Consider the following 26604-nt stretch of genomic DNA (forward strand, 5'->3'; position numbering starts at 1 on the left):
GCCTCCCGGCGCGCGGCTTTGAGTAATGCATCGGGATCGGGCCGCGGATCCGCTGAATACATCGTGTCACTCCACGGTGTTTGAAGGGGTATCGTTTGCTGCCGAGTCAGCCCCCGGTGCAGCCGGGTAGCGTTCATCAAGGCTTGCGTTCAGACGCAGCACGTTGATCACCGGCGCCCCCAGCCAGCCGGTATTCTCAAGGGCGGGCTCAAGCAGCGCGGTCACGCTAGCTTCGTCGATTTGGCGCGCCTGCGCTACCCTTGCCACCTGGAGCCTGGCGGCTTCCGGCGACATATGCGGGTCAACCCCGGAACCGGAGGCGGTAATCAGATCGACAGGTATCTGATCGACACTGACACCTTCACGCCGGGCAATGGCCTGGGCGTCGGCCTCGGCCCGCTCGCGCAGCGCCACGTTGCTGGGTGCCAGATTGGAGCCGGATACACTGGCCGCATCGTTGCCTGCGGCAGAGGGTCGGCCGATAAAGTAGCCATCACCGACAAAGGTCTGGGCGACCAGGCGAGAGCCGATGACCCTTCCCGAGGCGTCCCGCAGCAGGCTGCCGCCCGCCTGTTCCGGAAACAGCCAGCCGCCGACGGCGGTGGTGGCCAGGGGGTAGGCAAGCCCCAAAAGCACGGCCATCACGGCCAGAAAGCGCAGCGCGCTGCTCCACGAGGCGCGTGTCTGGAGGGCCTCGTCTTCCACGGGTAACGTTTCTTGCTCGACGTTCTCGACAGTTTCCATCGATGTTTCTCCTAAAGGAACAGGGCGATCAGCATGTCCAGCAGCTTGATGGCAGGGAACGGCAGCAGCAGCCCGCCGAGCCCATAGATGAGCAGATTGCGACGCAGAAGCTCCGTGGCCGAAGCCGCCTTGACCGACACCCCGCGCAGGGCGAAGGGAATCAGTGCCGGAATGATCAGCGCATTGAACAGCACCGCGGCCAGCACCGCCGAGGTAGGCGAGTGCAGATTCATCACATCCAGCACGCCAAGCGCTGGAATGCTCGCGGCAAACAGCGCCGGCAGAATGACGAAGTACTTGGCGACGTCGTTGGCCAGCGAAAACGTGGTCAGCGCTCCGCGCGTCACCAGCAGCTGCTTGCCGATTTCCACCGCGCTGATCAGCTTGCCGGGGTCGGAGTCCAGATCCACCATGTTGGCGGCCTCGCGGGCGGCCTGAGTGCCCGAGTTCATCGCCAGACCAAGATCCGCCTGGGCAAGCGCGGGCGCATCATTTGTGCCGTCCCCTACCATGGCCACCAGGCGGCCGCTGGCCTGCTCTTCGCGAATCAGCGCCAGCTTGCGCTCCGGCGTCGCCTCGGCAATGTAGTCATCCACCCCTGCCGTGGCGGCAATCGCCGAGGCGGTGATCGGGTTGTCGCCGGTGATCATGACCGTCTTGATGCCCATGGCGCGCAGCTCGGCAAACTTCTCTGCAATACCGCTCTTGATCACGTCAGACAGTGCCACCACGCCCAGCAGCTGCTTGCCTTCGGCCACGGCGATGGGCGTGGCGCCGTCTCGGGAAATACGCGCAATCACCTGCTCGTAGTCGCCGGGTATCTCGCCGCCCTGCGCCGTCACCCAGGCGGCGATGGCGTTGGGCGCCCCTTTGCGCAGCGTGCGTCCGCTCGTCAGGTCAACGCCGGATAGCCGGGTCTGTGCGCTGAAGGCTTCAAACGTGGCGCCGTTAGCCTCTTCACTGAGCTGACTATCCACGCCCTGCTCGGTGGCCAGCGCGACAATCGAGCGGCCTTCCGGGGTCGGGTCGTCCAGTGAAGTCAAGAATGCCACGTCGCGCAGGCGCTGGCGCGATACCTGCTGGCAGGGGGCAAACTCCGTGGCGCGGCGATCCCCCAGGGTAATGGTGCCGGTCTTGTCCAGCAGCAGCGTATCGATGCTGCCGGCAATCTCGACGGCCTTGCCCGACTTGGCCACCAGGTTGGCGCGCAGGGCGCGCTCCATGCCGGCAATGCCGATGGCCGGCAGCAGGCCGCCGATGGTGGTGGGAATCAAACACACCAGCAGCGCCACCAGCATCACCGTGGACGTTTCCACACCGACGAAGGCAGCCATGGGCACCAGGGTCACCACCACGATCAGAAACACCAGGGTGAGCATGGCCAGCAGCACCGACAGCGCCAGCTCCGAAGGCGTCTTCTGACGGCTGGCACCTTCGACCAGGGCAATCATGCGATCCAGCAGCGACTCGCCGGGATTGGCGCTCACCTCGATGATCAGCTGATCCGACAGCACCTTGGTACCTGCGCTGACACCGCTGTTATCGGTACCGGCTTCACGCAGTACCGGGGCGGATTCGCCGGTCACCGCGGATTCGTTGATGGACGCCGCGCCCTCGACGATGTCGCCATCCGCCGGAATCAGCTCACCGGCCATCACCTTCACCCTATCGCCGCGGCGCAGGGAATCGGCGGACACTGGGTGGATCGAGCCATCGGCATCGAGCCTCTGCGCGGTGAGTTCCCCCTTGGTCTTGCGCAGTGCCCCGGCGTGCGCCTTGCCGCGTGACTCCGCCAGCGACTCCGCGCCGGTGGCGAACAGCACCGTGGCCAGCAGCAGCAGCGCAATGGCCAGGGCAAAGCCACCGTTTTCACCCTGGGCAAAGGCCACGGGGGTCAGCGCAAAGCACATCACGGTGCCAATGGCGACCACGGCCATGACGGGATTGCGGGCCAGAAGCTGCGGCGCCAGGCCCTTGATCGCGCCGGTGACCACCTGCCCCACGGGCAGCGAACGGCGTGGCTTGTTGACTAACGGTGTATCTGACATCTCGTTTCTCCTAGAAGCCCTGCACGACGGCTTCGGCAATGGGGCCCAGCACCAGCGCCGGCAAAAAGCCCAGCAGATTGACAATCACGATCACCCCGGCGGTCAGGCCCATGAACGCCAGGCTGTCCATGGGAAGCGTGCCCCGGCCAGCAGGAGCCGCGCGCTTGCCCGCCAGCCACGCGGCCACCGCCAGAGGCACCAGCATGGGCAGAAAACGCCCCACCAGAAGCGCCACGACGCAGGCAAGGTTCCACCAGGGCGTGTCGTCCCCCAGCCCCTCGAAACCGGAGCCGTTGTTGGCAAATGCCGAGGTAAATTCGTAGAGCACCTGGGACAGGCCATGGAAGCCGGGATTCGAGTTCTGCACGGCGCCAGGCATGGCCACCGTGAGTGCCGAAAGCCCCAGAATGACCAGCGGCTGGGCCAGAATTGCCAAGGAAATCCAGCGCATCTCGCGGGTCTCCAGGGGCTTGCCGAAAAGCTCCGGTGCCCGGCCGACCATCAGTGAGCCGACAAAGGCGGCCAGCATCAGGTAGAGAAAGAAGCCAATCAGCCCCACCCCTATGCCACCAAAGGTCACGTTCACGAACATGTCCATCAGCAGCATCATGCCGCCCATGGGGTTGAAGCTGTCGTGCATGGCATTGACCGAGCCGTTGGAGGTCTGGGTGGTCCAACTGCCCCACAGCGCGGAAAGGTCCGTACCGAAACGCAGCTCCTTGCCCTCCAGGTTGGCCCCGGGCTGGGAAAGCTCGGCAAGCGCGACGTTGGGCATCCGTTCGGAGTAGACCACCACCGAGGTGGAGACGAGCGAGAACACCAGCATCACCACCCCCACCCCCAGCATGAGCCGCCGGCGACCGCTGATCAGGGCAATGGCAAACAGCAGCGCCACCGGAATCAGCGTCAGCGAGGCGGTTTCAATCACGTTGGCAAGCGGCGTGGGGTTCTCGAGCGGCACGCTGGAGTTGGGTCCGTACCAGCCGCCACCGTTGGTACCCAGCTGTTTGATGGCGACCATGGAGGCCACCGGCCCGAGCGGAATGGACTGTACCTCCTCGACCTGGGGATCCAGCATTTCAACCTGAGGCGCCGCCTGATAGCTTGCCGGTACGCCCTGCCAGGTGAGCAGCAGCGCCACCACGACGGCCAGAGGCAGCAGAACGCGTACCACGCCGCGGGTCAGGTCCTGGTAGTAGTTGCCCACGCCTTTGAGCACGCTGGCGCCGCGCTTGATCAACAGCGTGCGCGCGATGGCCACCAGCACCGCAAGCCCCGTGGCCGGGGTCAGAAACTGCAGCGTGACAATCGCCAGCGTCTGGCTCAGGTGCGAAAGCTGCGCCTGGCCCGAGTAGTGCTGCTGGTTGGTGTTGGTCGCAAACGATACCGCCGTATGCAGCGCGGTATCCCAGGGCATGCCGGCGATACCGTCCGGGTTCAGCGGCAGCATGCCCTGGAACATGAAGACCAGCCAGGCCAGCAGGATCAGCCCTGCATGGAGCTTCAGGATGGCCAGCGCATAGGCCTGCCAGGTCATGCTCTGATGGCTGTCGATACCTGCCAAGCGGTAGATGGGGGTTTCAATGACGGCGAACAGCGCATCCATCCGGGTTCGCCTGCTCCCCAGCGCCCGCCCCATGTAGAGCCCCAGCGGCACGCCGAGCAGTGCCACCAGCGCGTAAATCGCGATCATGTCATTCATGGCGATCTCCTAGAAACGCTCGGGGCAGATTAATGCGTAGAACAGATACGTGGCCGTAACCGTCGCGATGATCAGCAGTACAATATTCATCAATACGCCTCCTGTGATTGACCCAACGAGCATAAGAAGAGCAGGCGTAAAAATTCGATGTCGTTTGGGGCCTCAGGCGTTAAAAAGGCGTAAAAAAACGCCATTCAAGGCGTTTTGGAGGGATCTTGCGACCGCGTGCTCTCGACAGCTTCCCCATGAATAAGGGACTATCGACGCTGCCCTGTTGATCAAGTGAACCTGCCCCGATGAAAATCATCATTCTTGGCGCCGGCCAGGTCGGCGGTACGCTGGCCGAACACCTCGCGCGTGAAGAGAACGACATCACCGTGGTCGACACCGATGCCGCCAAGCTTCGCGAGCTGCACACCAAACTCGATATTCGCACCGTCACCGGCGCCGGCTCCTACCCCATCGTGCTGCGCCAGGCCGGCTGCGAGGACGCCGACATGCTGATCGCCGTCACCAACTCCGACGAAGTCAACATGATCGCCTGCCAGGTGGCGCATACGCTGTTTCGCACGCCGACCAAGATCGCCCGGGTGCGCGCCACGCCCTATCTGACCCGCAAGGGCCTGTTCGCCCACGAAGCGATTCCCATCGACGTGCTGATCAGCCCCGAGCAGGTGGTCACCGATCACGTGCGCCGCTTGATCGAACACCCGGGGGCGCTGCAGGTGCTGGAATTCGCCGGTGGGCTCGTCCAGCTCGTCGCGGTCAAGGCGTTCTACGGCGGCCCGTTGGTGGGCCAGGACCTCGCCTTTCTGGGGCGCCACATGCCCAACGTCGACACCCGCGTAGCGGCCATCTACCGGCGTAACCGGCCGATCATCCCGCGCGGCGACACGGTGATCGAAGCCGACGACGAGGTGTTCTTTCTCGCCGCGCGGCGCGATATCCGCGCGGTGATGAGCGAGCTCAGACGCGTCGAGCGCGGCTTTCGCCGGGTGGTGATCGCCGGCGGCGGCAACATCGGCGAGCGCCTGGCCGAGCATCTCGAGCACAGCCATCAGGTCAAGATCATCGAGCACAGTCTCGAGCGCTGCACCACCCTCTCCGAGCGGCTCGACCGCACCGTGGTGCTGCACGGCAGCGCCACCAGCAAGCGCCTGCTCGAGGAGGAGAACATCGAGGATTGCGACATCTTCTGCGCGCTGACCAACGACGATGAAGTCAACATCATGTCGTCGCTGCTGGCCAAGCGGCTGGGGGCCAAAAAGGTGCTGACGCTGATCAACAACGCCGCCTACGTGGATCTGGTGCAGGGCGGCGAGATCGATATCGCCATTTCACCGCAGCAGGCGACCATCGGGAGCCTTCTCACCCACGTGCGCCGGGGCGATATCGTCAACGTGCATTCGCTCAGACGCGGGGCTGCCGAAGCGATCGAAGCGATCGCCCACGGCGACAAGCAGTCGTCGAAAGTGGTGGGCCGGGCGGTGCGCGACATCGACCTGCCCGAGGGCACGACCATCGGGGCGATGGTGCGCGGCAAGGAGGTCATTATCGCCCACGGGGACGCCACGGTGGAAAGCGGCGATCACGTGATTCTGTTCGTGATCGATAAGCGCCGGATTCGCGACGTCGAGCGGCTTTTCCAGGTGGGCTTGAGCTTTTTCTGAGGGCTCAGATCTCCACGGCGCGCCCGATATACTCGATGGGGCCGGTGGGCAGGCCGGTGGGCGAACCGGTGGCGTCTTCCAGCGTGAGCTCGAAGAGCTGGTTGTCCTCGAGCGGCGGCAGGTCATCGAGGTTCAGGCGGATGGGCTCACCGGGTTCGACCAGCCCCAGTGACACGGGCCGCTGCCAGTCGTCGGCCTTGGTCCAGAACTCCAGCGTCTTGCCTTCGGGCACCTCGAACGTGCCCAGCGGTATCAGCTCGATTTGACGGCGGTTGGCCGCCTGCACCACCCAACCGGCAGACTGGTTCTGCGGCGCCAGCAGCACCACCATGTACTCCGGCGTGGCGGGCCCCAGCGGCTGCAGCAGCAAAAGCGCGGCCATCAGGATCGTGGCGGCGACGCCCATTCCGGACACCGCGCGCCAGAAGCCAAGGCGCTGCCAAAGGCTGGGCGCCTGGACGGGCGGGTTCGACAACGAGGCCGTGTCGACCGGCGCCGGGCGGCGCTCGTCGAGGCTTCGCTGAATACGTGGCCAGAGAAAATCGCTCGGGGCCACCGGCTCGGTCAGCGCGTTGTAGGGGAAAAAGCGCTCTTCCCAGTCGCGGACCGCTTGCTGGAGGGCTGGGTCGTTTTCCAGGCGCGCTTCGAATGCCTGGCGCTCGGTAAAACTCAGCGTGCCGAGAACGTACTCTCCCGCCAGGGCGTGGTTGTCATCGTGTTGATCGGCGGCTTTCATGCCAGACACTCCCTTAAACGCACCAGGCTGCGCTTGATCCAGGCCTTGACCGTGCCCAGCGGCGCACCCGTGTGTGCGGCGATTTCTGCATGGCTCAAGCCATCGACATAGGCCTGAAGCACGCAGTTGCGGCGTTCGACATCGAGTTCTTTCAAGCATTCGTCCATTCGCTGGCCGGTTTGCCAGTCGAAGGCGTCGACGCTCTGCCCTTCCGGGCGTCTCACATCCTGCTGCTCGAGGGTATCCGGCTCGACCTCGTCACCACTCAGGTCACGTCGTCGAATGGCGTTGAGCGCCAAGTGACGGGCGATGCTGTAAATCCAGGTACGGGCGGCGCCCTTTTGCGGGTCGAAGGTATCGGCCCGCTGCCAGATCGACAGAAAGGCGTCGTGGACGATGTCCTCCGCCATACCGCGGTCCTTGACGATACGCAAAACGACGCCGAGCATCCGTGCGCCTTCCTGGCGATAGAGGGCGTGAAGCGCCTCCTGCTCTCCGTTGGTGCAGCGTCGTAGCGTTTCGGCGACATCTAATTCGTTGATGTTTTCGGACACAGCCATGCTCCCTCGTGATGCGCTGGCTCATTTCCCTGTGCGCGGAGGTAGCATAACGAGTAAGGGCTCGCTTAACGAGCCCTTGATTCAACTGAGGCGGGCCAAGCCCTCCTCACTGCTTCTTATAGCGCGAGGCTTACTCGGCCATGAAGAAGTTGTAGTCGGCCTGATACGTGACGATGGCGGTCGCGCCTTCGTGGTCGGCGTTACACTCCATGTCCGGGGCGACGCCGCCTTCGGTATTCAAACGTTGAATGTAAGTAACGCCAGTCATGGCGCCTTCGCCTTCGGCCGGGTTGGCTTCGACCAGCTGAAGCGGAATGTTGCCTTCACCGTTGTCGGCAGTGGCAAGCTGGGTACCGGTCACTTTGGAGCCGTCCAGCGCTTCCCACGTGGCGGGCGGGCCGTAATAGCTGCCAACCTGGTTGCCGTCGCTGTCGTTGAGCGCCGCGCTCGGGCCCTTGAAGACCCACTCGACGTCGCCGGAATCGTTGGTTTCACACATGTATTTGATCGCACCAACGCCGACGGTTTCGAGCGCAACGGCGTGGCCGTCCGGTACCTGGACGTCCTCTGGCGTTTGTGCCAGAGCAGCGTGACTGAAGGATGCAATCAGGGCGGTTGCCAGGGTAGCACGCGTTAGATGTTGAATAATCATTTCAGTCTCCTTAAAGGTTGTTGTCAGCCGCATCATTCCCGGCGGCTGTACAGGGGATACACACGAGCCTCCCGTTTGGATGCACTTTTTTTAAAATTTTTTTGGCGCGCCACGCGCTATCCGCTTTTGGGCCTTTTCTTTTATAGTCAAAACAGCGTCTTACCCTTCGAAAAACAGGGGCGTCAACGTAGCGTCATAGGGTCTCGCTACGCTTTAAAGAAAACCCTACCGCCTTTTGCCTTTTGCCTTTTGCCTTTTGGAGTACTGCATGTCGTTACACCAAGCGCCGTATACCCTGTCACGCCGCACCTTTCTGGGCGGGCTTGCCGCCTCCTCCTCGCTGATTCTGCTGCACCCGTTCGCCGTGCACGCCTCGCCCCGGCAGGCGCACCTACGGCTGATGGAAACCACCGACATTCACGTCAACGTGCTGCCCTACGACTACTACGCCGATCAGCCCAACGACACCATGGGGCTTGCCCGCACCGCCTCCTTGATCGACGCGGTGCGTGCAGAGTCCACCAACGCGATGCTGATCGACAACGGCGACTTTCTCCAGGGTAACCCAATGGGCGACTACATCGCCTACGAACGCGGAATGCGTGAAGGCGACCGTCATCCGGTGATCGACGCCATGAACGTGCTGGGCTACGACGTCGCCACCCTGGGCAATCACGAGTTCAACTACGGCCTGGACTTCATGTTCAAGGTGCTCAACGGGGCCAACTTCCCCTACGTTTGCGCCAACCTGACCCGCGGCGCGCTGGCGGCCAACCCGCGTGACGACGATCTTTTCCTGCGCCCTTATCTCATCAAGGAGAAGACGATCATCGATGGCGCCGGGCGCGCCAGCACCGTCAAGGTGGGCTTCATCGGCTTCGTGCCGCCGCAAATCATGGTATGGGACGAAAAGCATCTTGCGGGCGCCGCCAATACCCGCGATATCGTCGAGGCGGCCAACGCCTGGGTGCCGGTCATGAAGGAGGAAGGCGCGGACATCATCGTGGCGTTGTCACACTCGGGGATCGACGGCGCGCGGCCGACTGAGCGCATGGAGAACGCCTCGCTCCATCTGGCCGGGGTCGAAGGGATCGACGCGATCTTCACCGGCCATCAGCACCTGGTCTTTCCCGGTCCCACCGACTTTCAGAACATCGACGGGGTCGACCCGCAGCGCGGCACGCTGATGGGCAAGCCGGCGGTCATGGCGGGCTTCTGGGGCTCGCACATGGGACTGATCGACCTGATGCTCGAACGCGACGGCGACCGCTGGCGCATTGTCGATTTCACCACCGAGGCGCGGCCGATCTATCACCGCGAAGAGAGCCGCGAAGTGGTGCCCACCGTGACCTCCAGCGCCGCCGTCACCGCCGCCGTCAGCGAGGAGCACCAGGCGACACTCGACTACATCCGCACGCCGGTCGGACGAAGTGCCGCGCCGCTCTACTCCTACTTCGCGCTGGTCGCGGACGACCCCTCGGTTCAGCTCGTCGCCAATGCACAGACTTGGTACATCAAGGAGATGCTGAAAACCGGCGAGTACGCGGATCTACCGGTGCTCTCCGCCGCCGCGCCGTTCAAGACCGGCGGCCGCGGCGGGCCCGACTACTACACCGACGTTCCGGCCGGCGATATCGCCATCAAGCACGTGGCGGATCTGTATCTTTACCCCAACACCATTCGCGCCGTGGCGGTCACCGGCGCCCAGGTGCGCGAGTGGCTCGAGATGTCCGCCGGCATGTTCCACCGGGTGCCCGAGGGCGCGGTGGATGCGCCGCTTCTGAACAAGGACTTCCCCTCCTATAACTTCGATGTGATCGACGGCGTGAGCTATCGCATCGATCTGTCAAAGCCCGCGCGCTACACCGCCGAAGGCGAGCTTGCCCGCCCGGAGGCGCGCCGCATCGTCGATCTGACCTTTAACGGCGCGCCGATCGATTTGGAACAGCGGTTCGTGGTGGCCACCAACAACTACCGCGCCGGCGGCGGCGGCAACTTCCCCGGCATCGACGCGGATGCGGTCATCTTCGTTGGCCCGGACACCAACCGCGACATCATCGTGCGCTATATCGTCGAGCAGGGAACGGTGGACCCGGCGGCAGATTTCAACTGGTCGTTCAAGCCGATGCCGGACACCACGGCGCTGTTCGACACCGGGCCCGGCGCGCAGCGCTACCTGGACGACGTGGCACAGACCACGGACATCGAACCCGCCGGGGACGGTGACAACGGCTTCGCGCGCTATCGCATCAAGCTTTGAGCGTTTACACGTGCAGGCGCCTTCGGCGCCGGCACGTGCCAAAAGCGGGCGTTAACGAAAAGGGGCGCGGCGCCCATGGCGCCCCGCCCCTTTCGATGTGAGAAGCTACCCGAGGCACAGCCCCGGGTGGCCGGCTTACTGCGCCGCTTTGTGCATGGCAAGCGCGGTATCGAGCATGCGGTTGGAGAAGCCCCACTCGTTGTCGTACCAGGCCATGATCTTGACCAGCCGGCCGTTGACCCGGGTGTGGTTGGCGTCGAACGTCGAGGAGTTCGGGTCGTGGTTGAAGTCGATCGACACCAGCGGCTGGGCGTTGACCGCCAGCACTTTGGAGTTCGCCGCGGCCTTTTCGACGATCTCGTTGATCTCGGCCTTGGTCGTATCGCGGCCAGCGGTGAAGGTCAGATCCACCAGCGATACGTTGATGACCGGCACGCGCACCGCCAGACCATCCAGCTTGCCGTCGAGCTCCGGCAGCACCAGCCCGACCGCCGCCGCGGCGCCGGTTTTGGTCGGAATCATCGAGTGCGTGGCGCTGCGCGCGCGGTACGGGTCCGAGTGGTAGACGTCGGACAGGTTCTGGTCGTTGGTGTAGGCGTGAACGGTGGTCATCAGTCCGTTCTCGATGCCGACGGCGTCGTTGAGCGCCTTGGCTACCGGCGCCAGGCAGTTGGTGGTGCAGGAAGCGTTGGAGACGACGGTGTGCTCGGCGGTCAGGATGTCATCGTTGACCCCAAACACGACGGTCGCGTCGGCGTCCGGGCTCGGCGCCGAAATCAGCACGCGCTTGGCACCGGCCTCGATGTGCTTGGCGGCAGCGGCGCGCTTGGAGAAAAGCCCGGTGCACTCCATCACAAGCTCAACGCCAAGCGCCTTCCAGGGCAGGTTGGCCGGGTCGCGCTCGGAGGAGATCGCGATGCGGTCGCCGTCCACGGTAATGCTCTCTTCATCGTGCTCGACGGCGAAGGGGAAGTGGCCGTGCACGGTGTCGTGACGCAGCAGGTGGGCATTGAGCGACGCCTCGCCCAGATCGTTGATCGCCACGACCTCGAAGCGGTCGCGGTAGCCGTTTTCGTAAAGCGCGCGCAGCACGTTGCGGCCGATACGACCAAAACCGTTGATGGCAATCTTGATGCTCATGAGACACCTCGTTTGGCAGATAAAAACCGCGTTTGAAATCGGTCGAGAAAATTAAAGAAGGCAAGCAGCGGCAAAATCGCCAATTCAGTAAAAAAATTACAAAAAAGTGAAAGATACGCGTAAATGAAGCCGATCATGTCGCATTCAGGCGCTCCTGCCCGCTAGCCCTTCGAATATGTAGTAAAATTACTATAAAAACGTTATCCTGGTCCAATCATTAATCGTGGAATTTGGCCCGCTTTTCGCCGCGCGGCCAATGTCGTTCAGGAGACGCCCCAATGAGCAACAACGCCCCCGCCCTTCCCCTGCGTCGGACCAAAATCGTTGCAACGCTGGGCCCGGCCAGCGACCGTCCCGGCGTGCTCGAGGCGATGATCGAGGCGGGGGTGGATGTCGTGCGGCTCAACTTCTCCCACGGCGCCAAGGAAGATCACCAGCGCCGGCTGGAAGCGGTTCGCGAGATCGCCGCGCGCCTGAACAAAAGCGTAGCAGCGCTTGGGGATCTGCAGGGCCCGAAAATTCGCATCGCCCGCTTCAAGGATGGCCCGGTCCATCTCAAGGCAGGCGACGCCTTCGTGCTGGACATGGCGCTGGATAGCCAGGAGGGCACCGCCGAGCGCGTGGGCTGTGACTACAAGGCGCTGATCGATGACGTTGCGCCGGGCGACCGGCTGCTGCTCGACGACGGGCGCGTGGTGCTCGACGTGAGCGCCATTCAGGGTCAGGAGGTGCATACCACGGTGCACGTGGGCGGCAAGCTCTCCAATAACAAGGGCATCAACAAGCAAGGCGGCGGTCTCTCTGCCCCGGCGCTGACCGAAAAGGACAAGGAAGACCTGAAAAGTGCGGTCGAGATCGGCGTCGACTATTTGGCGGTGTCGTTTCCGCGAAGCGCGGCGGACATGATCGAGGCGCGCGAGCTGCTCGGCGAGGCCGGCCGTGAAATCGGCCTGGTCGCCAAGCTCGAGCGCGCCGAGGCAGTGGCCAACGATGAAACCCTCGATGGCATCATCGAGGCCTCCGAGGCGGTCATGGTCGCGCGCGGCGACCTGGGCGTGGAGATCGGCGACGAGGCGCTGATCGGCACCCAAAAGCGCATCATCAAGCACGCCCGTTCGCTCAACCGGGCGGTGATCACCGCCACGCAAATGATGGAGTCGATGATCGAATCGCCCCTGCCCACCCGGGCCGAGGTGTTCGACGTGGCCAACGCCGTGCTGGATGCCACCGACGCGGTGATGCTCTCTGCCGAAACCGCCGCCGGCGAGTTCCCGGTGGAAACCGTCGAAGCGATGGCGCGGGTCTGCCTGGGCGCCGAGCGCGAGCGCCTGGCCCAGTCGTCGAATCACCGCATTCATGAAGGCTTCGAGCGCATCGATGAAACCATTGCGCTATCGGCGATGTACGCCGCCAACCATCTGACCGGCGTGCGCGCCATCGCCTGCATGACCTCGACCGGCTATACGCCCTTGATCGCATCGCGCATCCGCTCGGCGCTGCCCATCGTGGGCCTTGCCCACAGCCCCATCGCGCAGCGGCGCATGGCGCTTTATCGCGGCGTGGTCTCGATTCCCTTCGATACCTCAAACATGGAGGCCGCCGAGGTCAATCGCGAGGCGCTGGCGCTGCTCAAGGCCCACGGATTGGCGCGCGCCGGCGAGCATGTCATTCTTACCCGCGGCGATCACATGAACGCCCACGGCGGCACCAACACGATGAAAGTGCTCGCGTTGGAGGAGTGATCCTTTATAAAGCCACCGTCGTGTTTTAATCCGATTAGAAAAAGAACAGGAGTGATCCATGCTTGATGCGCGCCCACCTCGCCAGGCCTCTCGCACGCTTGCCGCCCAAAAGCGTATTGCGCTGATTGCCCACGACGGCAAAAAAACCGAGCTGATGGAGTGGGCAACGCGCTGGCAGGACACCTTGCGTCGACATACGCTCCTGGGCACCGGCACCACCGCCGGGCGGCTCAAAAAGGCGCTGGGGCTGGAAGTCGAAGGCTTGATGAGTGGCCCGCTCGGCGGCGACCAGCAGATCGGCGCGCGTCTGGCCGAGCAGCGCCTGGACATGCTGATCTTCTTCTGGGACCCCTTCGCCCCGCAGCCCCACGACCCGGACGTGAAGGCGCTCTTGCGCCTGGCCGCGCTCTGGAACGTGCCGGTGGCTTGTAACGCGGCCAGCGCCGACTTCATGCTCTCCTCACACTACATCGACGAGGAGTACGCAATGATGATCCCCGACGCCGAGGCCTGGGCCCAGGCCCGCGCGCCAGAGCGGGCCGAATGACCCGCCCAGGTTCCTTGCTCTTTAGCGCCTAACGGGTGCGTAGCTGGCGCGGCACCACCTGCTGACCGGTCTGCGCGCGCCCTTCGATGGCATCGAGCGCACATGCCAGCACTCGCCTGGCCATCGCATCGTGATCCTGAGCGACGGTGTTGATCGGCTGGGGCAAAAAGTCGAGCAGGCGGTGGTCGCCAAAGGTGGCAAGCCGGACGCGCTCGGAAAGCCCGCCTTTGGCCAGATAGTGGTCGAACACACCTTCAAGCAGCGTATAGGAGGCAGTGACGATGGCATCCACCGGCGCGTTTTCCCGTTCGAACGCCGCCAGCAGCTCGGCGCCCTCGCCGCGCTCGTAGCGGCTGGCGCAGAGAATCTGCCCGTCCAGTTCGCGCTCGGCCAGGGCAGCCTCGAAACCGGCGCGCCGGTCGCGGCTGATCGAAAGCCCGGGCATCGCCTCCATCCAGAGAATCCGCCTGGTTGCCTCATCGATCACCGAGCGGGTCAGCTCCCGCGCCGCCTCGAAGTCGTCGCTCACCACGCTTGCAAAGCGTGACAGCGACAGCCCCCGGTCCACCCCGACGATGCGCGCGCCGTCGCGGGCAAGCTCCAGGTAAAACGGGTCATCCTGGCTTAAACAGCTGGCGGTGATCAGCACGTCGCAGCGCCGGGCGCGCAGCGCCAGAGCGAGCTGGCGCTCGCTGTCGGGGCAGTCGTCGGAGCTGACCACCAGCAGCTGGTAGCCTTTTTCGCGGGCACCGCGCTCCAGGCGCTTGGCGAGGCGCGCGTAGCTTGCGTTCTCAAGGTCCGGCACGATCAGCCCAAACACCCGGCTCGCCCCGCGCCGTAGCGCCGCCGCCTGAGGGTCGACGTGATAGCGGTGTGCCCGCACCACACTCATCACCTTCTCGATGGTCGCCGCGCTAATGCGGCGCTGCTCCGCCTGTCCGTTGATCACGTAGCTTGCCGTGGTGCGCGAAACGCCGGCCAGTCGTGCAATGTCGGCAAGTGTCATGTCGTGTCCTCACAATGTGCCGTTGAGTGTATCAGCGCCTTGACTAAGCCCCTATTGACTAAGCCCCTACCAACGTCTAAAAACACACCCCTTGTGCCTTCGGGTGAATCGTTTCAGCATAGCGTCATCGAGAATAGCATTACGCGAGGGCGAGGTGTACGCACCGCGCCTGCCCGCCTTACAGGAGAATTCAATGCTCACACTTGGCCCTCACGATATCCTGCCGGGTTGCCAGGCAAGCGACTGGCACGCCGCGCTGGACGCCGCCGCCGATGCGCTGATCGAGGCGGGGCTGGCCGCCCCCGGCTACCGTGACGGGCTGCGCGCCCGCGAAGCCCAGTCGTCGACTTATCTGGGTAACGCCATCGCCATTCCCCACGGCACCCCGGAAAGCCGCGAGCACGTGCGCCAAACCGGCGTGCGCGTGCTGCAGTTCCCAGAGGGCGTCGAATGGCACGACGGCCACCGCGTCCACGTGCTGGTGACCATCGCCGCGCAAAACGACGAGCACCTGAACATTCTACGCGCGCTCACCCACGTGCTGGACCGTGACGGCGTGGCAGACGCCCTGGCACGCGCCGGCTCGCGCGAAGAAATAGCCGCGCTGCTCGCCAAACAGGTGCCGACGCCCCAACTCGATGGGCAGACGCTGTGCCTGAAGTTTCCCGCCCAGGGGCTCATGGAGCTAGCGCTGGCCGCCGCAGCCAGGCTCTATCAGGGAGGCCTGGTGGATAACGCCTTTATCGCCGCGATCGCCGATAAACCGCCGATGTGGCTGGGCGACGGCTACTGGCTGACCCGCCACGCCAGTACCTCCATCACCCCGGCGTTGGCACTCGCCACGCCGGCGGATGAAACGCTTGAAAACGACGGCCACCCGGTGCACGCCCTTTTCTGCCTGGCGGCCAACGCCGACTACCATTTACCGCTTTTGACGCAGCTCGACACGCTGCTTCAAAACGTCGAGAGCCACACCCTGGCCAGTGCCGACTCCGCCCGCGCGCTTTCGCTGCTGGCCGGTGAGAACGCCGCCACGCCGACCCGGCGCGTGCGCGTGCTTAACCCCCACGGCCTGCACGCCCGCCCGGCCAAACAGCTGGTGCAGGTGGCGCGCAGCCAACCCGTGGCCGTTCAGGTGCGTCTTGAAGAGGGAAGCCCGGCCAGCGTTTCTGCGTCGAGTTTGACCAAAGTAATCGGCCTGGGCGCCCGACGCGGACAGTGGCTTGCGCTCTCTGCCGAAGGCGAAGGCGCCGAGGCCGCGCTCGAAGCCGTCGCCGGCGCCATCGAGGCGGGGCTTGGGGAGAAGGTCACGCCCTTTGACGGCGGGTTCGCCGCCCCCGCCGCCGCCGACCATGAGGAGAAAGCGGTGCCTGCGCTTGCCCCGGATACGCCCCATCAGGGCGTGGCCGCCTCCCCCGGGCTTGCGATCGCCCCGGTGTTCGTGCTGCGCGCACCGCAGTTCGACTACCCGGAAAAGGCCGCGTATGCCGACATCGAGCGCGAACGGCTGTGGGCCGCGATCGAGCAGAGCAAGGCGCAGCTTAACGCGCTGGTGCGCAACGCCGCCGGCGGCGACGTGGCCGACATTCTTTCGATGCACGCCGAAATGCTCGACGACCCGGAGCTTCATCACGCCGCGAAACACCGCTGCCCACGCCCAGGAGATGCTGGCGGACCGGCTGTTGGCCGAGCGCGCCGCGGACCTTCGCGACGTAGGCCGCCGCGTGCTCAGCGTGCTGTGCGACTTCGAGCTTCCCGAGCCGCCGGCACACCCCTACATTCTGGTGACCGAGGATGTCGGCCCGTCGGACGTGGCGCGCCTGGATACCGAGAAAGTGAAAGGCCTTTTGACCGAGCGCGGCGGCGCCACCGCCCACAGCGCGATTCTGGCGCGCGCCTTGGGCATTCCCGCCGTCGTGGGCGCCGGTCGCGCGGTGATGGCGCTGGGCAATGCCAGCATGATGATTCTCGACGGCGACCGCGGCCGGGTAACGCCCTCGCCTAGTGAGGAGCGCCTGAGCCGCGCCGAGCAGCAGCTGCTCGATCTCCAGGCGCGCGAAGCGGATGCCTGGGAGCGCCGCTTCGAGCCCGCCAGAACCCGCGACGGCCACCCGGTCGAGGTGGCGGCCAATCTCGGCAATACGCTGCACGCAGCGGACGCGGTGGAGCGCGGCGCCGAAGGCGTGGGCCTTTTGCGCACCGAGTTTCTGTTCATGGCGCACTCGAGCGCCCCGGACCTGGCCACCCAAACCAGCGAGTACCGCCAGGCACTCGAGGCGCTGGCCGGCCGGCCGCTGGTGGCGCGCACGCTGGACGTCGGCGGCGACAAGCCGCTGCCCTACTGGCCGGTGCCCCAGGAGGACAACCCGTTTCTGGGCCTGCGCGGCATTCGCCTGGCGCTGACCGAGCCCCAGGTGCTCGAAACCCAGCTCAAAGCGCTGTTGATGGCCGCCGCCCCGGACGCCCAGGGCAACGCGCGCCCGCTTCGCATCATGCTGCCGATGGTCAAGGACGTGGCCGAGTTTCGCGCAGTGAAGGCGATCTTCGACCGCCTGCTGGGCGAAATTCCCGAGGCCGAGCGCGCCTCAGACGTGCAGCTGGGCGTCATGATCGAGATTCCCTCGAGCGCGCTGCTGGCGCCGAGCCTGGCCGCCGAGGTCGACTTCTTCTCGATCGGGACCAACGACTTGACTCAGTACACACTCGCCATCGACCGCGGCCACCCGGCGCTCTCCGCCGAGGCCGACGGCCTGCACCCGGCGGTGCTGCGCCTGATTCAAATGACCGTCGAGGCCGCCCACGCCCAGGGCAAGTGGGTCGGCGTGTGCGGCGAGCTTGCATCGGACGCCGCCGCCGTGCCGGTGCTGGTGGGCTTGGGCGTCGACGAGCTCTCGGTTACCGCCCGCCAGGTGCCGCTGGTGAAAGCGCGGCTTCGCGAGTTCGACCTCGATGAGGCCCAACGCTGCGCGGCACTTGCGCTTTCAAAGGCGACGGCGGGTGACGTGCGCGACGCGCTGGAGGCCAACTGATGGCGCGGATCATGACGCTGACGCTCAACCCGGCGCTGGATCTTGCCTTCGCCCTCGATACGCTGGCACCCGGCGCGGTCAACCGCCCGCATCACGCCCAGCTCGACGCCGCGGGCAAGGGCGTCAACGTGGCGCGGGTGCTGGCCGGGCTTGGCCATGAAGTGATCGTCGGCGGCTTTCTCGGCGCCGATAATGACGGCCCGTTCAAGCGCGCTTTTGAGCAGCTAAAAGTGACCGACGCGTTCTTGCGCGTGCCGGGGGAAACCCGCATCAACGCCAAGCTGGCCGAAAAAAGCGGCCGGGTCACCGACATCAACGGCCCCGGCATCGCGGTCGACGCCAACTCAATCGCCGCGCTGATCGCCACGGTGGAAAACGCGCAAAAGGCCGCACCGCTCGACGCGCTGGTGCTGGCCGGGAGCCTGCCGCCGGGGCTCGACCTCGAGGCGTTCGGCGATCTGTTACGCCGGCTCAAGGCCACCGGCGTGCCGCTCTGGGTCGATACCAGCAACGAAGCGCTCAAGTGCGCCATCGACATCGCCCCGGCCGCGGTCAAGCCCAACGAGCTGGAGCTTGCCGACTGGGCGGGTAAGCCGCTCGACACCGCCGAGCGTCGTCTTGAGACGACCCAGCGCCTGCACCGGGCGGGGATCGACCACGCGCTTCTCTCTGCCGGTGAACACGGCGTCACCTGGGTCAACGCCCAGGGCGCCTGGCGCACGACGCCGCCGCGCGTTCACCCTGTCAATACCGTGGGCGCCGGCGATACGTTCGTGGCCGCCATGCTGCACGGTTTGCTCAGCGCGTGGCCGCCAGAGCAGACCCTTCGCTTTGCAACGGCCCTTTCCGCGGAGTCGGTGCGCCACCCCGGCGTTGGCGACCCCAATGCCCGCGACTTTTCAACCCTGGAACAAGAGACTCACGTCGAGCGCCTGCACGCCGGTAGTCCCGAGGGAGCCTTTCAATGAACGTTATTCTCATCACCAACTGCCCCAGCGGCATGGCGACCACCTTTCTTGCCGCCCGGCGCCTGGAGCAGGCCGCTACGCGGCTTGGCTGGCAGGCGCACGTCGAGATGCACGGCGCGCTGGCCCCGGTCGAGCAGGCCAGCCGCGAGCAAATCGACGCTTCTGATCTGATCGTGGTGGCCGCCGAGCAGGTGCCGGACCCGGCCCGCTTCGAAGGCAAGCGGCTTTATCACGGTAGCATCGAGCAGGCACTGCCGGACCCGGCCGCGTTTCTCGCCACCGCCAAGCGCGAGGCGCCGCTTTACACCCCGGCCCCAATGCCGGCCGACGCCGAACCCGCCGACACTGCGGGCACGGGCGCCAAACGCATCGTGGCGGTTACCGCCTGCCCCACCGGCGTGGCCCACACGTTCATGGCCGCCGAGGCGCTCAGCGAGGCGGGCCGCGCGCTTGGCCACGCGATTCGCGTGGAAACCCAGGGCTCGGTCGGCGCTCAGGACCAGCTCACGGAAGAAGAGATCGCCCAGGCCGACGTGGTGATCCTCGCCTGCGATATCGAGGTCGACCCCACGCGCTTTGCGGGCAAACGGGTCTATCGCACCTCCACCGGCACGGCGCTCAAAAAGCCCCAGTTGACCATCGAAGCGGCGCTGGCTGAGGCCAGCGTAGAGGACGGCGCGGCCGCCCCCGCTTCCAGCCAGACCAAAAGCCTCAAGGAGAAAGGTGTTTACAAGCACCTGCTCACCGGGGTGTCGTTCATGCTGCCGATGGTGGTGGCGGGCGGGCTGATCATTGCGCTGTCGTTCGTGTTCGGTATCGAGGCGTTCGAAGAACCCGGAACACTGGCCGCCGCCTTGATGCAGATTGGCGGCAGCGCCATGGGGCTTATCGTGCCGGTGCTGGCGGGCTATATCGCCTACTCCATCGCCGACCGGCCAGGCATCGCGCCGGGGCTGATCGGTGGGATGCTCGCCGCCGACATCGGCTCCGGTTTCATCGGCGGTATTCTCGCCGGCTTTCTTGCGGGCTACGTGGCGCTGGCCGTCACCCGCGGCGTGAAGCTTCCTTCGAGCGTCGAGTCGCTCAAGCCCATTCTGATCATTCCGTTTGTCGCGAGTTTGATCACGGGGCTGGTGATGGTGTACATCATCGGCGAGCCGGTTGCGGCGCTGCTGACGGCGCTGGAGAACTATCTCGAGTCGCTGGACTCCACCAACGCGGTCATTCTTGGGCTGTTGCTGGGCACGATGATGTGCGTCGATCTGGGCGGGCCGATCAACAAGGCCGCCTACACCTTCGGAGTAGGCCTGATCGCCTCGAACACCTATGGGCCGATGGCGGCGGTCATGGCAGCCGGCATGGTGCCGCCGATCGGCATGGGGCTCGCAAGCGTTCTGGCGCGCTACAAGTACGCCCCCGCCGAGCGTGAAGCGGGCAAGGCCTCCTTCGTGCTCGGGCTGTGCTTCATCAGCGAAGGCGCGATTCCCTTCGCCGCCAAGGACCCGCTGCGCGTGATTCCCTGCTGCATCGCCGGCGGCGCGGTGACCGGCGCGCTCTCGATGCTGGTCGGCGCCAAGCTGATGGCGCCCCACGGCGGCATCTTCGTGCTCCTGATCCCCGGCGCGATCACCCCCGTACTGCTCTACCTGGGCGCGATCATCATAGGTTCGCTGATTACCGCGGTGAGCTACGCCTTTTTGAAGCGCGGCGCGGCGCAGGTGGTCGTGGCAAGCTAAGCTCACATGATTGAAAAGCGCCTTAACGGTTGGTTTTATTACGTTAAAGGCGCTTTTTTTTGCCCGGCGTTTGCGCTCCACCATGTTTTATGTAGTATTTTTACACAACAATACGCGCTGGCGACTGACCGGCCAGCGCTTTCAATAAGGTACTTCTGCCCATGTTCCAACTCACCCGCAGCGTCACCTGGCAGGCCCTCGAGCGCCTGCGCGATAAAACCCATCACGACCGCATTCGCGACTACTTCTTAAGCGACCCAAAGCGCTTCGAAAAAATGAGCCTGCGCGTGGGCGGGCTGTTTCTGGACTACTCCAAGCATCACGTCTCCGACGACGTGCTGACCAAACTGCTGGAGCTGGCCGACCACTCCGCGCTGGTTCAGCGCCGGGCGCAGATGTTCTCCGGCGACATCATCAACGTCACCGAGAACCGCCCGGTACTGCACACCGCGCTCAGAAACCCCGGCGACGAGCCGGTGTACGTGGATGGCGAGGACGTGATGCCGGAGATCACCCGCACCCGCGAGCAGATCAAGCGCTTTTCCGAGGCGGTCAGAAGCGGCGAGTGGAAAGGCTACAGCGGCAAACCCATCAAGGACGTGGTCAACATCGGCATCGGCGGCTCGGACCTGGGCCCCAACATGGCGGTGCGCGCGCTGTTGAAATATCGCCACCCGGAGCTGCACTTTCACTTCGTCTCCAACGTCGACGGCACGCACATCCAGAAGGTGCTCTCACGGCTCGACCCGGCGACCACGCTGTTCATCGTCTCGACCAAGACCTTCTCCACCCAGGAGACGCTGCTGAACGCCAAGACCGCGCGGCGCTGGTTTCTGGAGAACGCCGGGGATGACGCCGACGTGGGCGCGCACTTCATTGCGGCTTCCACCAACCGTAAAGCAGCGATGGAATTCGGCATTCGCGAAGAGAACGTGTTCGAGTTTTGGGCCTGGGTGGGCGGGCGCTACTCCATGTGGTCATCGATTGGCCTGCCGATCGCGCTCTCCATCGGCTTCGGGGGCTTCATCGAGCTGCTGGAAGGCGCCCACGAGATGGATCGCCACTTCATCGAAGCGCCGTTTGCCGAGAACATGCCGGTGCTGATGGCGCTGATCGGGATCTGGTACATCAACTTTATCGGCGCCGAAACCCAGGCCATCGTGCCTTATGACCAGGCGCTGAACCAGCTGCCATCGTTTTTGCAGCAGCTCGATATGGAATCCAACGGCAAGTCGGTGGATATCTTCGGCCACCCGGTCAACTACAAGACCGGGCCGATCGTGTGGGGCCAGACCGGCTCCAACGGCCAGCACGCGTTTTTCCAACTGCTGCACCAGGGCACGCGCTACGTGCCGATCGACTTCATCGCCTCGCTCAAGCCCGAGCCCGGCATGGAGGAGCACCACTTTGCGCTTTTGACCAACATGCTCGCCCAGGCCAACGCCTTCATGGAAGGCAGCCAAAGCGCCGGTCAGGAATTGAGCCAGGACCCCTACAGCTGCCCCGGCAACCGCCCCTCCAGCACCCTGCTGCTCGACGAGCTGACACCCAAAAACCTCGGCGCGCTGATCGCGCTTTACGAGCACAAGGTGTTCGTTCAGGGCGTGATCTGGAACATCAACTCCTTCGATCAGTGGGGCGTGCAGCTGGGTAAGCGCATTGCCGGAGAAATCAGCGAGCGTATTGATACCAATGCGGCTGATTTTGATGCGTCTACGCAGGGGTTGCTGGAGTTGGTGCGGGGGCATTTTTCGGGTAGCGGTGCTGAAGAGGATGGTCAGGCTGAAAGCGGTAAGAAGATGAGCAAGGAAGAGAAGTAGACGGTTTTAGTTGTCGCACTAAGTGGTAGGCAGAAGCCTTGGCTTAATGGCCGGGGCTTTTTTAAATGAGCAGAGCGGATTCTGTAAAGGCAATAAGCGCTGGTTAAACCGCTTCCATCCAGTACTGCATTTGGTCTCTGCACATCTTGTAAAACTCAGGCGCTCATATAACGTGATGGCGACTGAAGGTGATGCCTTTTGAGCAAGCAAAGTGATCTTTAACAAGGTAACCGGATCGTAAGCCGATCGGCCGGTCGCATCGTTGCGGTACTTGGGATGGGAAACGGATAAGTCGAACTGGTATTCAGCTAGATAGTGCAGCGCGTGTTCAAAGATGCCCAGCTAGAGCTGATAATGGTAGTTGATCCCCACCATGGCATTCTGATCGTAGTAAAAAGCCTTAAGGCGCGGCATGCTGAACCCTCCTCGGCTGTTTTCTTAATCCTGACAAAACGTAGGCGTCAACGAAGTTTTTCTACAGCCTCGTCGCTTTGGCTTTGAGGCATGCCGGTGCACAAGCGTAGGTGCATTCTACAACAGCCACTAGTTAGCTTTTGTTGATAGATGGTTTTGCAACGAGGTTCCATGAGTGAACGTCGGGTTCACATTTCATCATCTTAATATCTTTTCTCCCCCAAGACTTAAGCACACCTTTCAACTCTTTATCGGTAACAGAGCCGCCTTTGGTAACGTTTCTATATAAATGTCGTCCCAAGTAAATTTCTTTGAGCGATTTCTCTGATACATCAAAGCAGTATAGAGGTCTACCAGAGACAGTTACCTTATTACATTCACGATGACGACCACCACCTGTGTGATAACCGAAGGGGATTTCTCCAATATTTTTTACAACACGAACTTCTTCTTCGTACGCCCACTCGAGAGACTTATATAGAAAAGCTCTCTTCATTAGATTGAAGGCATTCGAGTCAAAACGAAGGCTACCACCAATATCCATTAGCTCATTCTCGCCAATCACGGGTAGATCATTGTGCGGCTTCGTAGCTGAGTAGATCATCTCTCCATACTGGCTTGGAATCACATTGCTTTTCGGGTCTGAAAAGCCGGCCAAATCACAATCAAATCCAAGCACTACACCTTGGTGAGAGTCTCCATAATGCGACCACATAAGCGCGTTTAACGGCTGCCGAGTCAACGATAAAACACCGTATTTTCTCGAAAAACGATTTCTACAAGCATACGTAGCGGTTTCCGCGCTTATAGGCCCTTCGCTATCTTTAAAACCAAAGGCTGTGCATTCGAAAGGGTCGTTCAAATCTTCAAGGCATGAAAATCCTAGAGATAGGGTATCGATCACCTTTCGCGCTGCACCGAAGGACATATACTTGTATAGAATCATAATCTCCCTCAGAAGAAGCTCACGCCCAAAGCAGCAGCGCGTTTACGCGTCCGACTGCCTTTGATTGTTAGATTTTTCTCTTTTGAATCGGCTAACAAAATGCCAAATTATTGTAGCAATTAATGAGGCAAGTATACCTAACCCAAAACTTATACCCCGCTCTACCCATATAGTTCTTTCTATATCTCTTCTTTGTTGAAGAAAGATAGCATCAACAACCTGCTGATTTGCATTCACTATAGGCTCAAGCTCAGATTTCTTTGCTTCCAGATCTTGGATGAGCGACTTAGTGGCTTCAATTTCACCTATCTTGCTTGAAATAAACTCAGCTAAGTCATTTAGATTTTCCTCGGTAGTTCTAAGTAATTCAAACTGTTCCGTGTAACTTTGAGTTTTTTCAAGCTTTTGTGATCTTGCTTGTTCTGACGTGTATATAGTTACTGCTAAACTTATAGATGCGACTAATACACCTAATGCAGAAATAATAGACGTTGGCTGGGGTGACTTTTTATAGCTTTTTACCCAGAAGTCGACAAATGCTTCAGCAAAAGCATCAAATCGAAAAAGCACTAGTGATTTTACAATCCTTACAGCCTCTTCATGCTCGTCTTGAGGTGGTTCGTGATAGGTATCGAATTCGCTTTTAAGGATTTCGGCTCCTGATGAATTCTCATTGGTCATATTAATTATGCCAACTGGGCACTCCCAAACCTCAAATTTCAAGCGTATTTCGTTACCGCAATTGCGACACGGTTCATCAAGTTCATAACCATACTGAACCTCCTCTCCCATGTCCCTATTAGAGCCTGATTCAGGCTCGAAGCAAAAGTCTTCATCATGCAAGAAATGCTTCGCGCCACATTTCTCACATTTATATGTGGCTTTGCCAGTTATTCCATCACTCATGGTGCTTGGTATTTGCTCCTTCAAATCTAACGCCCAAGCTCACCCGACGCGGACCGCATAGCGGTACGCGGTCGGGTGGAGCGCCGAGTTAGCGGCTTTCGGACTAGTTCGCGCCAAAGAGCATTTCCTCGAGCTCAAGCTTACTTGGGACACGACCCATGTCGATAACCTTGAAAAGAACCTCTCGAAGGAGAGTGAATGTCTGCAACAGGTGATCTGGTTCATGTGTTGGCGTCCCATGCGCAGCGGCTGATCGCTTGTCATACAGTTTTGCGATTGCTTTCTGCCGCTCGGCGCGCTTTCCTCCTGGCTCTTCAAGAAATGATGCTATAAGCGCTGAAACCCTGAACCGTAGTTCTGCTTTTGCAGGAGAGAACAGGGCTTCCAAAGCACCCCAAAGGGAAATTAGTGTCAATGCATGGTTCTCAATGAACTGCCCAGAGTCGATGGCTTCGACCGCAAGAGCAAACTCCGGACTGCTTTCCATAAGTTTGTGGGTATTTTTCCACCGTTCGCTTACCCAAGACACGGCATCCGGATCAACTCTCCCTCCAACTACACCGAGAGGGAAGTGGCGCCACTGTACTTCGTACGGAAGAAGCGCTGCGTCTGCATCTGGAATTTCGGCTAGCGTATCGAACGGGTAATTAGCGAATACCGGCAACGTGATTGCAGGATTAACGCCCAGCCTCAGAAGGAATAGCAAGGTCCTAGCAACCGCAATCTTCGATCCGAAATCGGATTCGATACGTGCAGGTATGTGTAGTTCCGCATTCACATCAAAACTGAATCCGCCGGATGCACTTTTCCATGGACCCGGATGGTGCTTGCCGGGCGGAGCCGGTTTGAATGCCATCATGAAGGGAGCAAATAGGTGAGCGAAGGTTCTTCGAAGAAGAATGCCCTCTCCGAGGTCGTAGGACTCCTCGACTAGTTCAATCCCGGATAGCCCCGCGTGTACGTCACTTCCAAATATTGTGCTCATAGGCTCAGATGCAGCTAACAGTGATTATATACCCGGCTGCATAACCTCAATGAACGTGCCAGCGCGTTCATTGAGGTTATCTAGCCGCCTGGATCAAAACTATCTCATTGATCCTATTACCAGCAAAGAAAATTTTGGCTGCCTATCCAAAATTAGCTTGCCTTCGCCGGCTTAAAAAATCGTTAAGATGCGCGCACACTTCTGGCCACTCTCCCCTGCGCAGGCTATACATCACTGTGTCACGAATGGTGCCATCGCGACGCAGCTTATGCCCGCGTATCACACCATCCTTTTTCACGCCCAACCGCTCAATGGCACGTTGGCTTGCGTAGTTGAAGTTGTCGGTGCGCCAGCCCACCACGTTACAACCCAACGTATCGAACGCATGTGTCAACAGCAGCAGCTTGCAGGTGGTATTGATATGGGTACGTTGCGCGCGTTTGGCATACCAGGTGTGGCCAATCTCCAACCGTTTTACCTCGGGCAAGATGTCGTTATAGCTGGTCGTGCCCAGCACGGTACCGCTGGTCTCATCGATAACGGCAAACGCAAAACGGTGGCCTGCCTCCCGATCTTTCAAGGCGGTTTCAATAAAGCCGCGTGTTTCATCAGGTGAAGGCACCGGTGTGACGCGTAGATTCCACAGCTCGCCATCGGCGGCAACGCGCGCAGGCCACCTCCCTGGTAGTGGCGAAAACGGTTAGCCGTGATCTTGATAAAGTTATCTGTGGAGCAGCCGATAGGTTCTATTAATAAAAATGAGGGATCGGCCATGAAGATCGGATTTTCCAACCTGGTGATGATCAATACTCGCCGTGAGCCCTCCTCTGGGCTGAGCACGGCGCGGGTAACGGGCCAACCCTTGTCGGTGGCCGCTCTCAACACGGACGACCCGCAGACCAAACGGCTCAAGAAACAGAAAGAAGCATTCGAAGCGCTGGCATCGCTGCCAAGCCCCAGGGAATCGGCGATGTAGAATGCGTCGCAAAAGGT

Annotated in this window: 21 protein-coding genes and 1 pseudogene; 9 read left to right on the forward strand and 13 right to left on the reverse strand. The window is 62.0% G+C overall.

The features are described from left to right. Nucleotides 1-66: 66 nt before the first annotated feature. From kdpC to RN346_RS17065, 4 genes are read right to left on the reverse strand one after another with little or no spacing between them, the layout of a single operon-like run. On the reverse strand, nt 67-744 hold the full coding sequence (kdpC, locus tag RN346_RS10385) for a potassium-transporting ATPase subunit KdpC (protein ID WP_311961080.1): 678 nt from the start codon (nt 742-744) through the stop codon (nt 67-69). 11 nt (nt 745-755) lie between these two features. Then, complete coding sequence (gene kdpB / locus RN346_RS10390) at nt 756-2792, reverse strand: potassium-transporting ATPase subunit KdpB (protein WP_311961081.1); 2037 nt, start codon at nt 2790-2792, stop codon at nt 756-758. Nucleotides 2793-2802: 10 nt separating this feature from the next. After that, on the reverse strand, nt 2803-4494 hold the full coding sequence (kdpA, locus tag RN346_RS10395) for a potassium-transporting ATPase subunit KdpA (protein WP_311961082.1): 1692 nt from the start codon (nt 4492-4494) through the stop codon (nt 2803-2805). Between the two features lie 9 nt (nt 4495-4503). Beyond that, complete coding sequence (locus RN346_RS17065; RefSeq protein WP_208623638.1) at nt 4504-4617, reverse strand: potassium-transporting ATPase subunit F; 114 nt, start codon at nt 4615-4617, stop codon at nt 4504-4506. Between the two features lie 173 nt (nt 4618-4790). Here RN346_RS17065 and trkA point away from each other — a divergent pair, with 173 nt between their 5' ends. Beyond that, nucleotides 4791-6164: a Trk system potassium transporter TrkA gene (gene trkA / locus RN346_RS10400; protein WP_263586870.1), complete on the forward strand. Its 1374-nt coding sequence runs from the start codon at nt 4791-4793 to the stop codon at nt 6162-6164. Between the two features lie 4 nt (nt 6165-6168). Here the strand turns inward: trkA and RN346_RS10405 are convergent, their stop codons facing one another. The 3 genes from RN346_RS10405 to RN346_RS10415 all read right to left on the reverse strand — a co-directional run bounded on the left by RN346_RS10405 (nt 6169) and on the right by RN346_RS10415 (nt 8112). Further along, nucleotides 6169-6900 (reverse strand): anti-sigma factor domain-containing protein, encoded by a 732-nt coding sequence (locus tag RN346_RS10405; RefSeq protein ID WP_311961083.1) that lies wholly within the window; start codon nt 6898-6900, stop codon nt 6169-6171. Continuing rightward, on the reverse strand, nt 6897-7460 hold the full coding sequence (locus RN346_RS10410) for a sigma-70 family RNA polymerase sigma factor (RefSeq protein ID WP_263586868.1): 564 nt from the start codon (nt 7458-7460) through the stop codon (nt 6897-6899). Before RN346_RS10410 ends, RN346_RS10405 begins: the two co-directional genes overlap by 4 nt. Nucleotides 7461-7590: 130 nt before the next feature. After that, on the reverse strand, nt 7591-8112 hold the full coding sequence (locus tag RN346_RS10415; protein WP_263586867.1) for a DUF3455 domain-containing protein: 522 nt from the start codon (nt 8110-8112) through the stop codon (nt 7591-7593). Between the two features lie 268 nt (nt 8113-8380). Between RN346_RS10415 and RN346_RS10420 the strand changes: the two genes are divergently transcribed. Beyond that, a complete protein-coding gene (locus RN346_RS10420; protein ID WP_311961084.1) occupies nt 8381-10372 on the forward strand; it encodes a bifunctional 2',3'-cyclic-nucleotide 2'-phosphodiesterase/3'-nucleotidase in 1992 nt (663 codons plus the stop codon). 135 nt (nt 10373-10507) lie between these two features. On the opposite strand, the gene gap is transcribed toward RN346_RS10420, so the two are convergent. Beyond that, nucleotides 10508-11512: a type I glyceraldehyde-3-phosphate dehydrogenase gene (gene gap, locus RN346_RS10425; RefSeq protein WP_263586864.1), complete on the reverse strand. Its 1005-nt coding sequence runs from the start codon at nt 11510-11512 to the stop codon at nt 10508-10510. Between the two features lie 278 nt (nt 11513-11790). Here gap and pyk point away from each other — a divergent pair, with 278 nt between their 5' ends. Both pyk and RN346_RS10435 read left to right on the forward strand, forming a co-directional pair. After that, complete coding sequence (pyk, locus tag RN346_RS10430; RefSeq protein WP_311961085.1) at nt 11791-13254, forward strand: pyruvate kinase; 1464 nt, start codon at nt 11791-11793, stop codon at nt 13252-13254. Between the two features lie 58 nt (nt 13255-13312). Further along, nucleotides 13313-13801: a methylglyoxal synthase gene (locus RN346_RS10435; protein WP_263586862.1), complete on the forward strand. Its 489-nt coding sequence runs from the start codon at nt 13313-13315 to the stop codon at nt 13799-13801. A 28-nt stretch (nt 13802-13829) separates the two neighbouring features. Here RN346_RS10435 and cra read toward each other — a convergent pair whose 3' ends face one another. Beyond that, nucleotides 13830-14807, reverse strand: coding sequence for a catabolite repressor/activator (gene cra / locus RN346_RS10440; RefSeq protein WP_311961086.1), 978 nt, complete (start codon nt 14805-14807; stop codon nt 13830-13832). 193 nt (nt 14808-15000) lie between these two features. Here cra and ptsP point away from each other — a divergent pair. From ptsP to pgi, 4 genes and pseudogenes are all read left to right on the forward strand, one after another. Continuing rightward, nucleotides 15001-17836: pseudogene (gene ptsP, locus RN346_RS10445) on the forward strand (phosphoenolpyruvate--protein phosphotransferase). After that, entirely contained in the window at nt 17836-18804 is a 969-nt protein-coding gene (gene pfkB, locus RN346_RS10450) for a 1-phosphofructokinase (RefSeq protein WP_311961087.1), read from the forward strand. The pseudogene ptsP and the gene pfkB overlap by 1 nt, the downstream one beginning before the upstream one ends. Further along, nucleotides 18801-20540 carry a PTS fructose-like transporter subunit IIB gene (locus RN346_RS10455; RefSeq protein ID WP_311961088.1) on the forward strand — a complete coding sequence of 580 codons (1740 nt, stop codon included), beginning with the start codon at nt 18801-18803 and terminating at the stop codon, nt 20538-20540. The genes pfkB and RN346_RS10455 overlap by 4 nt, the downstream gene beginning before the upstream one ends. Before the next feature lie 161 nt (nt 20541-20701). Continuing rightward, nucleotides 20702-22360, forward strand: a complete 1659-nt coding sequence (pgi, locus tag RN346_RS10460; protein ID WP_311961089.1) for a glucose-6-phosphate isomerase — start codon at nt 20702-20704, stop codon at nt 22358-22360. 547 nt (nt 22361-22907) lie between these two features. Here pgi and RN346_RS10465 read toward each other — a convergent pair. The 4 genes from RN346_RS10465 to RN346_RS10480 all read right to left on the reverse strand — a co-directional run bounded on the left by RN346_RS10465 (nt 22908) and on the right by RN346_RS10480 (nt 26233). Then, nucleotides 22908-23720: a DUF2971 domain-containing protein gene (locus RN346_RS10465; RefSeq protein ID WP_311961090.1), complete on the reverse strand. Its 813-nt coding sequence runs from the start codon at nt 23718-23720 to the stop codon at nt 22908-22910. A gap of 42 nt (nt 23721-23762) precedes the next feature. Further along, nucleotides 23763-24650 carry a hypothetical protein gene (locus RN346_RS10470; RefSeq protein ID WP_311961091.1) on the reverse strand — a complete coding sequence of 296 codons (888 nt, stop codon included), beginning with the start codon at nt 24648-24650 and terminating at the stop codon, nt 23763-23765. Between the two features lie 79 nt (nt 24651-24729). Then, nucleotides 24730-25485, reverse strand: a complete 756-nt coding sequence (locus RN346_RS10475) for a HEPN domain-containing protein (protein ID WP_311961092.1) — start codon at nt 25483-25485, stop codon at nt 24730-24732. 268 nt (nt 25486-25753) lie between these two features. Continuing rightward, entirely contained in the window at nt 25754-26233 is a 480-nt protein-coding gene (locus tag RN346_RS10480) for a GNAT family protein (RefSeq protein ID WP_311961093.1), read from the reverse strand. A gap of 150 nt (nt 26234-26383) precedes the next feature. Between RN346_RS10480 and RN346_RS10485 the strand changes: the two genes are divergently transcribed. After that, nucleotides 26384-26587 (forward strand): hypothetical protein, encoded by a 204-nt coding sequence (locus RN346_RS10485; RefSeq protein ID WP_311961094.1) that lies wholly within the window; start codon nt 26384-26386, stop codon nt 26585-26587. The last annotated feature ends 17 nt before the right edge of the window (nt 26588-26604 follow it).

This window comes from Halomonas sp. PAMB 3232 (assembly GCF_031954225.1).
Classification (GTDB): Bacteria; Pseudomonadota; Gammaproteobacteria; order Pseudomonadales; family Halomonadaceae; genus Vreelandella.

Excerpts from the sequence above, each read along its gene's own strand:
- pfkB (WP_311961087.1), top strand. The coding sequence starts at position 17,836 with ATGGCGCGGATCATGACGCTGACGCTCAACCCGGCGCTGGATCTTGCC.
- kdpB (WP_311961081.1), bottom strand. The coding sequence starts at position 2,792 with ATGTCAGATACACCGTTAGTCAACAAGCCACGCCGTTCGCTGCCCGTG.
- RN346_RS10455 (WP_311961088.1), top strand. The coding sequence starts at position 18,801 with ATGAACGTTATTCTCATCACCAACTGCCCCAGCGGCATGGCGACCACC.
- RN346_RS10465 (WP_311961090.1), bottom strand. The coding sequence starts at position 23,720 with ATGATTCTATACAAGTATATGTCCTTCGGTGCAGCGCGAAAGGTGATC.
- RN346_RS17065 (WP_208623638.1), bottom strand. The coding sequence starts at position 4,617 with ATGCTCGTTGGGTCAATCACAGGAGGCGTATTGATGAATATTGTACTG.
- trkA (WP_263586870.1), top strand. The coding sequence starts at position 4,791 with ATGAAAATCATCATTCTTGGCGCCGGCCAGGTCGGCGGTACGCTGGCC.
- pgi (WP_311961089.1), top strand. The coding sequence starts at position 20,702 with ATGTTCCAACTCACCCGCAGCGTCACCTGGCAGGCCCTCGAGCGCCTG.
- kdpA (WP_311961082.1), bottom strand. The coding sequence starts at position 4,494 with ATGAATGACATGATCGCGATTTACGCGCTGGTGGCACTGCTCGGCGTG.
- kdpC (WP_311961080.1), bottom strand. The coding sequence starts at position 744 with ATGGAAACTGTCGAGAACGTCGAGCAAGAAACGTTACCCGTGGAAGAC.
- cra (WP_311961086.1), bottom strand. The coding sequence starts at position 14,807 with ATGACACTTGCCGACATTGCACGACTGGCCGGCGTTTCGCGCACCACG.
- RN346_RS10435 (WP_263586862.1), top strand. The coding sequence starts at position 13,313 with ATGCTTGATGCGCGCCCACCTCGCCAGGCCTCTCGCACGCTTGCCGCC.
- RN346_RS10485 (WP_311961094.1), top strand. The coding sequence starts at position 26,384 with ATGAAGATCGGATTTTCCAACCTGGTGATGATCAATACTCGCCGTGAG.
- RN346_RS10475 (WP_311961092.1), bottom strand. The coding sequence starts at position 25,485 with ATGATGGCATTCAAACCGGCTCCGCCCGGCAAGCACCATCCGGGTCCA.
- RN346_RS10415 (WP_263586867.1), bottom strand. The coding sequence starts at position 8,112 with ATGATTATTCAACATCTAACGCGTGCTACCCTGGCAACCGCCCTGATT.
- RN346_RS10420 (WP_311961084.1), top strand. The coding sequence starts at position 8,381 with ATGTCGTTACACCAAGCGCCGTATACCCTGTCACGCCGCACCTTTCTG.
- RN346_RS10410 (WP_263586868.1), bottom strand. The coding sequence starts at position 7,460 with ATGGCTGTGTCCGAAAACATCAACGAATTAGATGTCGCCGAAACGCTA.
- gap (WP_263586864.1), bottom strand. The coding sequence starts at position 11,512 with ATGAGCATCAAGATTGCCATCAACGGTTTTGGTCGTATCGGCCGCAAC.
- pyk (WP_311961085.1), top strand. The coding sequence starts at position 11,791 with ATGAGCAACAACGCCCCCGCCCTTCCCCTGCGTCGGACCAAAATCGTT.
- RN346_RS10405 (WP_311961083.1), bottom strand. The coding sequence starts at position 6,900 with ATGAAAGCCGCCGATCAACACGATGACAACCACGCCCTGGCGGGAGAG.